Genomic DNA, 9126 nt, shown 5'->3' on the forward strand with positions numbered 1-9126 from the left:
GTCGATCGTGCTGGGGACGCTAGCACCGGCCACTGACAATCCGGCCGGGGAGCGCGGCGAGGGCCCGCGCGGAGACATTGGACGGCCCGCGCGCCGACCGGGACTCAGGCCGGGCGGCGGGCGGGCCGTGGGAACCACCATGGCCTCACCAGCCCCTGCCGGTCAGGGCGCGCACGCGGCGACCGGACGCACACCGGCGCGCCGGGGCGTGCAACAGGAGCCCCAGCGGCGCCGTCAGAGCGTCCCGGAGCCCCGGGCCACCCCCGTCCCGCCCACCGCCCGGGCCCCGTCCTGCGGTGCCGCCGCCCCCACCGGCCGCACCGTCCAGTCCGGATGCCCCGGCATCGGCGGCGTGCGCAGTCCGTACAGCCAGTCGTGGAGGAACCCGCTCAGGTCCTCCCCGGACGCCTCGGAGGCGGTGCGCACGTAGTCCTCGGTGGTCGCGTTCCCGTAGCGGTGTTCACGCAGGAAGGCGTGTTCGATCCGGTCGAAGGTGTCCGCGCCGACCTTCTCGCGCAGCGCGAACAGCACCAGCGCGCCGCCCGCGTAGCGCTGGCTGTCGAAGAGGTCGGCGGCGTTCGGGAGGGCGACCGGCCCGGAGTCGTGGCGCCACTGGTCGCCGAGCCCGTAGACGTCCCGCATCCGGTCGACCAGGGTGAGGTGGTCCCAGGCGTCGGGCCAGCCGCGCTCGTAGCGGTACAGCAGACCGTAGAAGTCGGCGTGGCCCTCGTTGAGCCAGAGGTCGGACCACTTGGCCGGGGAGACGCTGTCGCCGAACCAGGAGTGCACCAGCTCGTGCATCATGTGCGAGCCGATCTCCGACTCCGGTCGGCGCAGGAAGTTAGGCTTGTAGAGGGTCAGGGTCTGGGTCTCCAGGCCGGTGAAGGCGAACGCCTCCGGGTCGTCGGTGTTGGCCGGCAGGAGGCCGTAGGTCTCGAACGGGAACGGCCCCAGGTGCTGCTCCGCCCAGGCGAGTTGGTCGGCGGTGAGGGCCAGCGCGGGCTCCAGCTCGGCGGCCCGGGCGGTCGGGACGACGTCGCGCAGCGGCAGGCCGTGCGGGCCGGTGCGCTCGCGGACGGTGTAGTCGCCGACCGAGACCTGGACCAGCTCGGTGGCCATCGGCTCGCGGGAGACGTACCGGCGGGTGGTGCGGCCGTCGCCGTGCCGCTCGGTCTGCGCCAGCCGGCCGTTGGCGACGCCCAGGAGGCCGTCCGGTGCGGTCACCGCGATGGTGAACCGGGCCTTGTCGCTCGGATGGTCGTTGCACGGGAACACGGTGTGCGCGCTCTCCGGCTGGCCGGCCACCGCGAAGCCGTCCGGCGTCGGGACCCAGCCCGTGTGCGGCTGCGCGGCCCGCGGATCGGCCGTGTACTCGACCGTCAACTCGGTGGTGGCGCCCGGACGGAACGGCTCGGCCGGGGTGACGGTCAGCTTCTCGTCGTGCGTCGCGAAGGCCGCCGGGCGCCCGTCGACCCGGACGGCGCGCACGGCCAGCCCGAGCGCGTCCAACTCCAGGTGGGCGAGTGTGCGGTCGGGCCGGGCGGTGATCACGGCGGTGCCGTCCACGGTGCGGGTGTCGGCCCGGTAGTCGAAGGCCAGGTCGTAGGCGAGCGCCCGGTACCCGGTGTTCCCGAGCGAAGGGAAGACCGGATCGCCCAACCCGTCGACGGCACCGGCCGACGGAACGCTCGCGGACAGCAGCACCGCGCTGAGCACGAGCGACAGGGCGAGACCGGCACGGGGCCTGGACAGGAATGATCACCGCACTTCACGAGTGGGAGCGGACGCGGAAGCCGCCGGGACAGGTAGACCGCGCACGGATGCTAGTGGACCGCCGGCCCGTGGCAGGCACGATCCGCGGGATCCGGGGGCCGGCGACACACCGCCATCCCCCGGACGGCCCACGGTGATGGCGCGGCCCCCGGGCGCGGTCTAACGTCGGGAGTGCTTCGTCCCCTGACGGACGAGGCCACGGCCGTCGGAAAACCTGGCCAGGTCCGGCGGCCGTACTTTCATGCCCTGGCACTCCCCGCGGACGCACTCCCCGTGCACGCACCCCGTAGGCTGGCGGCCGAGACGAGCCCCGCCCCGGATGCCAGGAGCCGCCGTGACCAGCCCCGCTTCGCACGTTCTGGTGATCGGCGAGTGCGTCGCTGACATCGTCCGTACGGACGGCGCCCCGGACCGGGTGCACCCCGGCGGCAGCCCCGCGAACGTCGCGTACGGTCTGGCGCGGCTGGGCCGCCCGGCCACGCTGCTCACCGAGCTCGGGCCGGACGCCAACGGCCGGCTGATCCGGGCACACCTGGAGTCGGCGGGCGTGCGGGTGCGGGCCGCCGAAGTCGCGCGGACTCCCTCGGCCGTGGTGCGGCTGGACGGGCAGGGGCGGGCCCGCTACACCTTCGACATCGGCTGGTCGCTGCCGTCGGCCGGGGCGGCGCCGACCGACCTGGCGCAGGCGCCCGCCGCGATCCACGTCGGCTCGATCGGCGCGGTCACCGAGCCGGGCGCGGCGGCGGTGCTGGCGCTGGTGGAGCGGTGGCGCGGGCGGACACCGATCAGCTACGACCCCAACGTGCGCCCCGCGCTGATGGGGGAGCGGGCCGAGGCCGTCCGGCGCGTCGAGCGCTGTGTGGCGCTGAGCGACCTGGTCAAGGCGAGCGACGAGGACGTGGCCTGGCTCTACCCGGGCGAGCGGCCCGAGACGGTCGCCGAGCGCTGGCTGGCCCTCGGCCCGTCCGTGGTCGCGGTGACCCTCGGCGCCGAGGGCGCGTTCGCCCGCACCGCCGGGGGCACCCGGGTCGAGGCGGCGGCCGTCCCGGTCCCGGTCGCGGACACCGTCGGCGCCGGGGACTCCTTCATGGCGGCCTTCCTGCACTCCCGCGCGAGCGGCGCCGACCTCCCGACCTGCCTCACCCACGCGGTGACGGCCGCCGCCCTGACCGTCTCCCGCCCGGGCGCCGACCCGCCCTCGGCAGCCGAGCTGGAGGCCGCCCTGGCGGACGGCCGGGGGTGCTGCTCCGACCCCGGCGTGGTGTAGCCGGCGGGCCTCCACGCGGGGACCGGGCGAGGTCCCGGCCCGCCGGGTCGTCGCCGCTGCTGTTCAACGCCCTTGCGGCTCCGGCACGGTGAGCTCCTTGCCGTACCAGATCTGGGCGTACGGGCCGTTGCTGTAGGCGGGGATCTCCTGGTAGCCGTGCCGGGCGTAGAGCGCGCGGGCCTCGACCAGGTCGAGGCGGGTGTCGAGGACGATCCGGTCGGCGCCGAGGGAGCGTGCCGCCTCGTCGACGGCGGCGAGCAGGCGGGCGCCACCGCGGGTGCCGCGCAGGTCGGGGCGGACGTAGACGCGGGTCAGCTCGACGGTGGTGGCGTCGAGTCGCCGCAGGCCGGCGCACGCGTGGGCGACGCCGTCGTACCGGCCGAGCAGGAACAGGCCGTCCGGGGCGACGAGGTCGTCGCTGGGGGAGTCGGCCAGACCGGACTCCAGCTGCTCCGGGGTGCCTTCCCGCCCGAGGTGCAGGCGGTAGTAGCGGTTGGCCACGTCGTAGTAGTACTCGCGCAGCAGTTCCAGGGCCTCGGGGGTGGTCACGTCGGCCGTGGCGACGGCCCAGAGGTCGGGGCGGCGGGGCGCGGTGCTCGTCATGCGCGCATGATCCACTCCCTGTCGCCGTCGTCGCAATCGGTTTTCGGGGGCGGCGCGGGCCCGGGCGGGGCGGGCGGACGGCAAAGGAACGGCAAGGCCTCCGGCGCGCCGTTGCCCCGCACGGGTGATGAGGGGATTGGCAGGGGTGCGCGGCGGGGGAGCAGTGCAGCTATGCACAGACCATCAGATTGTCAGATTAATGGGGGTTTGAGGGGGAGTCAGAAGAGCCGGAGCGGTGCGCGGACCGGCCTGCTGGCCACCGTCTGCCTCTCCGCCGTCATCACCGGCTGCGCCGGTCCGGCGGGCCCCGCCGGGCCGAAGGCGGCCCCGGCGACGAAAGACGCGGTACCCGCCGTCGAGGCTGCGGCACCCGCCGAAGCCGCTGCCGCCGCAGCCCCCGAGGTGGCCGGCCGCGGCGCGGCCCGCCCGCCTGCGGCGCCGCCGTTTCTGCCCGGCCTGGCCCGCCAGGAGGAGGAGACCAGCAGCGAGGCGGTCGCGCGCCAGGAGGCGGCGGTCCGGACCGCGCTGGAGACCGCGCAGCGCTGGGGTCTGGAGAGCCCGCCGTTGAAGGCGCCGCCGCGCCCGGCGACCAGGGTCCAGCTCACCCCCGTCCAGGGCGTCAAGCTCGCGGAGGGCCGCCCGCCGGTGGTCTACCGGGTGCCGACCGACGACAAGGTGGTCTTCCTGACCGTCGACGACGGCGCGGAGAAGGACCCCGCGTTCTCCCGGATGGCCGAGGAGCTGGGGATCCCGCTCAGCACCTACGTGTCCGACTACCTCGCCCGCGAGAACTACGGCTACTTCCGCGACCTGCACGCCCAGGGCGTGGAGATCAACAACCACACGATCAACCACCGCAACCTGAAGGTCCTGGACTACGAGACCCAGCGCCAGGAGATCTGCAACCAGCAGGACCAGCTGGAGCAGCAGATCGGCGTCCGTCCCCGGCTGTTCCGGCCGCCGTACGGCGAGTACAACGACGACACGCTGCGCGCGGCGGCCTCCTGCGGGGTGCAGGGGGTGCCGATGTGGAACGAGGAGGCCTTCCCGGACCACATGGAGTGGCGCTACGACGACCGGAAGCTCCATCCGGGTGACATCATCCTCACCCACTTCCGGGGCACCGACATCTGGAAGGCGTCCATGCCGGACCTGCTGCGCAAGGTCGTCAACGACGTCACCGCGGCCGGCTTCTCCCTGGGCCGCCTGGACGACTACCTGTAGCGACTGTCTGTAGCGACGACTACCTGTGGGGACGACCACGCGGCGGGGCGACCCACCCGGAGGGACGGCCACCCGGAGGGCGGCTCAGCCGAGCGAGAGGGCGTCGAGGTACACCCAGGCGCCCTCGTACCGCACGAAGCGGCTGTGCTCGGTGAGCACGCCCTCCTCGTCGCCCTCGGTCCAGTGCGCCCGGAAGGCGACCGTGCCCTCCGCGTGGAACGCGCCGCCCTCGGAGGTGGAGACCACCTCCAGCCGGGTCCAGCGCAGCGCCGGGTCGAAGTCGACCTCGGCGGGCCGGGTGTCCGGGTGCCAGGTCCGCAGCAGGTACGCCTCGTCCTGCGCGGCGAAGGCGCTGAACCGGGAGCGCATCAGCGACTCCGCGGTGGTGGCCGCCGCCTGGCCGCGGTGCAGTCGGCCGCAGCAGTCGCCGTAGGCGGCGGGCGGGCCGCACGGGCAGGGGGAGGAGGGCAGCAGCCGGGGAGCGGCGGTGCGGGGCGCGGGGCGAGGTCGGGACATGCGCCCATTCTCCCCCACCGCCGTGTGGCTCCCGCCGCCCGGGACCCGGCGGGCGCGGGGCCCGCCCCCTCGGTGCACCGGGGAGGCGGGCCCGTCCGCGTTACGCGGGGCGCCGGAAGGAGTAGTTGAACTCGGCGTTGCCGAAGTGCCCCATCATCCGGAGCCAGAAGGGCATCAGCATCTCCGTCGCCCGGGCGGCCACGATGTCCCCGAGGTCGATGATCCACTCGGCCGGCCAGCCGAAGCTGCCGAGCAGTGCGACGGCCTCGGCCTTGGCCGCCGCGTCGTTGCCGGCGATGAAGAGGTTGTGCTCGCCGGTCAGCCGGCCCGGCTCCACCATCAGCTCGCAGTTGATGGTGTTGAGCGCCTTCACCACCCGGGCCTCGGGGAACTCGCGCTGGATCCGCTCGCCGACGCTGTCGGTGTTCACCGGGTCGAGGGTCACCTGGCCTTCGGGGTCGAACACCAGCGGGTTGGAGACGTCGATCAGCAGCTTCCCCGCGAGGTGCTCCGCCCCGGCGGCCTGCAGCGCCGCCAGCGAGACCGTCCCGCCGGTGGCGTTCAGCACCACCTCGCCGAAGGCCGCGGCCTCGGCGAAGGTCCCGCACTGGGCGGCGGGGCCGGCCTGCGCTGCCCAGGCCAGCCCCTTCTCGTTGTCCTTGCGGCGGGAGCCCAGCGTCACCTGGTGGCCGAGCGAGACCAGCTTGCTCCCCAGGGTCTGCCCGACCATGCCCGTGCCGATGATTCCGATGCGCACCGTTTCCCCGTTTCGTCAGGAGGAGGCCCGTCCCTGCCGAACGCGCCGGCGACGACCCTAGTTGACCGGGCGTCAGTCGCGTCGGAACGACCGGATCACGTCTTTGCCTCGAGGGTGGACATCCTCAGGCGCGGGCGTCACCGAAGCAGCCGCGCAGCGCCCGTGTCAGGCCCTCCGGTTCGGTCTCGTCGACCCCGGACGCCCAGGCCACGTACCCGTCCGGGCGCAGCAGCAGCGCACCGGCGGGCGGTTCGGCGCAGTCGGCGGCCACGAGGTCCACCCGGTCCTGCCACCCCGCTGCGCGGTCCGCGAGCGCGAGTTTCCCGCCCGTGAGGTCCAGCAGCAACGGGCGCCCGCCACGGGCGAGTTCGGCGAGCCGGACCGGGCCCGCGGCGGTGGTCAGCGCGAGGTCGGGTGCGAAGCGTCCGGCGAGCGGGTGCGGGCAGTCGGTGTCGTAGTGGATGTCGCTGCCTGCCAGCAGCGCGGCGATCCGGGCGAGGTTGTCCTGGTAGGAGAGCAGTTCGCCGACCAGGGCGCGCAGTGCGGTGGTTCCGGGGCCGGGAGCCATCAGGGCCATCTGGGCCTGGGAGTGCATGAAGACCCGCTCGCCGATCGGGTGGCGCTCGCGGTGGTAGCTGTCCAGCAGGCCGGTCGGGGCCCGGCCCTGGAGTTCGGCGGCCAGCTTCCAGCCGAGGTTGGCGGCGTCCTGCAGGCCGAGGTTGAGGCCGGGGCCGCCGGTCGCGGCGTGTACGTGGGCGGCGTCGCCGACCAGCAGCACACGGCCGTCGCGGTAGCGCTCGGCGAGCCGGGTGTTGTGGCCGACGGTGCGGCGCGGCGTGTACGGGCCGGGCGTGCGGGCCGGGGAGAGCGCCAGATCGGCGCCGGTGACCCGGCGGATGCTGGCGCTCAGTTCGTCCAGGGTGAGCGGGGCCTGCTGGTCCACCGGCGGGCCTCCCCACTCCATGGTGGCGACCATGACGGCGTCCTGGTCGAAGGGCGAGAGGACGAAGACGCCGTGCTCGGTGCGGGTGTGGGTGAACGGGCGGATCGGGGTCGGGCAGCCGGGCAGGAGGACCTCGCCGTCGTCGGTGAGCCGGGCCCCCTCGGGCGGCAGCACGTGGGCGATGCGGGAGACCGGGTCGGGCGAGGTGACCCCGGGGAAGCCGATCCCGGCGAGTTTGCGGACGGTGCTGCGGCCGCCGTCGGCCCCGACCAGGTAGCGGGCGCGCGCCTGCCCGGCGCCGTCCGGGCCGTGGACGTCCACGGTCACACCGGTCGCATCCTGGACGAAGCCGGTGACCTCGCAGTTTCGGCGTACGGTGATGCCGAGTTCGCGGGCGTGTTCCTCCAGTACCTCCTCGATCCGGTGCTGGGGTACGAGCAGGGCGTGCAGCGGGTTCCGGTCGAGCCGCTGCAGGTCCAGCGGGAAGGCGCCGAACACGAAGCGGGGTACGGGCTGCGGCGCGCCCGGCGTGGTGCCGAGCTGCTCGTACAAACCCCGGTGGTCGAGCAGTCGGATGACCTGGCCGACCAGCCCGTTGGCCTTCTGCTCGCCCGAGCGCTCGGGCAGCCGGTCCAGCACTACCGGCCGGACTCCGGCCAGGGCCAGTTCGCAGGCCAGGAACAGCCCGACCGGGCCGGCGCCGACGATGACCACGTCATGCATGATGGGTCCCCCCTCTGGGACGGGTGAGTTCAGCGGGACGACGGCCTGGGCAGCCCGGCTGCCAGCAGGTGCAGCGCCTGCTCGAGCAGTGGCCGGAACGGCACCGGCGGGTCGGCGTTCAGGTACTGGTCGTTGGCGACCTTGACCGCGGCCAGCGCGGTCGCGGCGACCAGTTTCGGGTAGAGGTCCCGGTCCGGGTCGGTCCCGGTCCGGGCGGCCACCGCGGCCGCGAGCCCGGCCTCCGCGTCCGCCCCGCCGCGCCACAGCTCAGCCTGGAGTACCGGTTCGCGCAGCAGCAGCCGTACGGCGGCGGTCCACCGCGGGTCCGGCTGCTCGGTCGCGACCCCGAACGGCAGGAGCATGGCCTGGGTGAGCGCCTCCCACAGCGGCTCGGCGGCCGGTCGCTCCCGCAGTGCCTCGGCGGCCTGCCGGACCCGGTCCTGGTGTCGGGAGACGATCGCCTCGGCCTTGCTGGAGAAGTAGTTGTTGTAGGTGCGCGGCGACACCCCGGCCTCGGCCGCGATGTCCTCCACCCGGACGTTCTCCAGCCCCCGCTCCACCGCCAGGCGAAGTGCCGCCCAGCTCAGTGCCTCACGTGTCGCGGCCTTCTTCCGTTCCCGCAGGCCGGGCTGCCCGTTCGTCATGGCACCACTGTTCCGCAGAAAGTGCGTGCCGCGCAATAGTGCGTGCCACGCAAGTTTTTCCGGCCCTGGGGGGCTGTGGCGAGCCGCCCGCCACCTGCGGTTCGTCGCTGGTAGTAGTTGCCTGGTTGCGGAGCGATTCGCGCCAAGAGCCCAACCCCGCAGGAATTCCGGCGGGACGACTCGACAGGACCTGAGGAGCGGTCATGGGTGGCAGACAGCGTCCGCCGAGAGCACGGAACCCTCGCCAGGGCAGGCCCGCCGGAGACGGCGGCCGGGCGAAATCCCGGGTGGAGTTCGCCCGCATCGAGGGCTTCCTGGCCTGGGAGGCGGAGGTCGCGGCGGCCGAGCGGGACGCCCGCGCCTTCGCCGGACAGTTCCCCTGGCTCCCCGCCGCGGAGCGGGAGAACCTCGAACAGGCCTACACCGCCGACCGGCTGCGCTACGCCGAGGAGGTCGTGGACCGCGCCGTGGAGCGCTGCCGTCGGCTGGCCGCCCGCTACCGCGGCGAATGCCGCCGGATCTGCACCCGCTGGGCGGCGCTCTGCCTCTCCGTCACCCTGGCGGCGGCGCTGTTCGCCGTCGTCCCGGCGGTCCTGCGGGGCTGAGTCTCGCAGGGCCACTGCGTCCGAATGAAGGGCGAGGGCCCGCTGCGCCGGCAACGGCACAGCGGGCCCTC

At 74.2% G+C, this 9126-nt stretch carries 9 protein-coding genes; 3 read left to right on the top strand and 6 right to left on the bottom strand.

What is annotated here, in order from left to right:
* Window positions 1-234: 234 nt before the first annotated feature.
* Complete coding sequence (locus ACZ51D_RS21430) at window positions 235-1716, bottom strand: M1 family metallopeptidase (protein ID WP_465619179.1); 1482 nt, start codon at window positions 1714-1716, stop codon at window positions 235-237.
* Window positions 1717-2107: 391 nt separating this feature from the next.
* Between ACZ51D_RS21430 and ACZ51D_RS21435 the strand changes: the two genes are divergently transcribed.
* Window positions 2108-3040, top strand: coding sequence for a carbohydrate kinase family protein (locus ACZ51D_RS21435; protein WP_465663272.1), 933 nt, complete (start codon window positions 2108-2110; stop codon window positions 3038-3040).
* A gap of 63 nt (window positions 3041-3103) precedes the next feature.
* On the opposite strand, the gene ACZ51D_RS21440 is transcribed toward ACZ51D_RS21435, so the two are convergent.
* Window positions 3104-3643, bottom strand: a complete 540-nt coding sequence (locus tag ACZ51D_RS21440; protein WP_465619181.1) for a GNAT family N-acetyltransferase — start codon at window positions 3641-3643, stop codon at window positions 3104-3106.
* 207 nt (window positions 3644-3850) lie between these two features.
* Here ACZ51D_RS21440 and ACZ51D_RS21445 point away from each other — a divergent pair, with 207 nt between their 5' ends.
* Complete coding sequence (locus ACZ51D_RS21445) at window positions 3851-4867, top strand: polysaccharide deacetylase family protein (RefSeq protein WP_465619182.1); 1017 nt, start codon at window positions 3851-3853, stop codon at window positions 4865-4867.
* Between the two features lie 84 nt (window positions 4868-4951).
* Here ACZ51D_RS21445 and ACZ51D_RS21450 read toward each other — a convergent pair whose 3' ends face one another.
* The 4 genes from ACZ51D_RS21450 to ACZ51D_RS21465 all read right to left on the bottom strand — a co-directional run bounded on the left by ACZ51D_RS21450 (window position 4952) and on the right by ACZ51D_RS21465 (window position 8450).
* Entirely contained in the window at window positions 4952-5383 is a 432-nt protein-coding gene (locus tag ACZ51D_RS21450; protein ID WP_465619184.1) for a YchJ family protein, read from the bottom strand.
* A 100-nt stretch (window positions 5384-5483) separates the two neighbouring features.
* Window positions 5484-6140, bottom strand: coding sequence for an NADPH-dependent F420 reductase (locus ACZ51D_RS21455; protein WP_465619186.1), 657 nt, complete (start codon window positions 6138-6140; stop codon window positions 5484-5486).
* A 124-nt stretch (window positions 6141-6264) separates the two neighbouring features.
* On the bottom strand, window positions 6265-7806 hold the full coding sequence (locus ACZ51D_RS21460; RefSeq protein WP_465663273.1) for an FAD-dependent monooxygenase: 1542 nt from the start codon (window positions 7804-7806) through the stop codon (window positions 6265-6267).
* Window positions 7807-7835: 29 nt separating this feature from the next.
* Complete coding sequence (locus ACZ51D_RS21465; protein WP_465619190.1) at window positions 7836-8450, bottom strand: TetR/AcrR family transcriptional regulator; 615 nt, start codon at window positions 8448-8450, stop codon at window positions 7836-7838.
* 203 nt (window positions 8451-8653) lie between these two features.
* On the opposite strand from ACZ51D_RS21465, the gene ACZ51D_RS21470 reads away from it, so the two are divergent.
* Complete coding sequence (locus tag ACZ51D_RS21470; protein ID WP_465663274.1) at window positions 8654-9055, top strand: cytochrome C oxidase subunit I; 402 nt, start codon at window positions 8654-8656, stop codon at window positions 9053-9055.
* Window positions 9056-9126: the final 71 nt, after the last annotated feature.

The organism is Kitasatospora sp. NPDC033851 (genome assembly GCF_055576085.1).

Coding starts and splice junctions, on each gene's coding strand:
- ACZ51D_RS21450 (WP_465619184.1), bottom strand. CDS start 5,383: ATGTCCCGACCTCGCCCCGCGCCCCGCACCGCCGCTCCCCGGCTGCTG.
- ACZ51D_RS21465 (WP_465619190.1), bottom strand. CDS start 8,450: ATGACGAACGGGCAGCCCGGCCTGCGGGAACGGAAGAAGGCCGCGACA.
- ACZ51D_RS21440 (WP_465619181.1), bottom strand. CDS start 3,643: ATGACGAGCACCGCGCCCCGCCGCCCCGACCTCTGGGCCGTCGCCACG.
- ACZ51D_RS21460 (WP_465663273.1), bottom strand. CDS start 7,806: ATGCATGACGTGGTCATCGTCGGCGCCGGCCCGGTCGGGCTGTTCCTG.
- ACZ51D_RS21470 (WP_465663274.1), top strand. CDS start 8,654: ATGGGTGGCAGACAGCGTCCGCCGAGAGCACGGAACCCTCGCCAGGGC.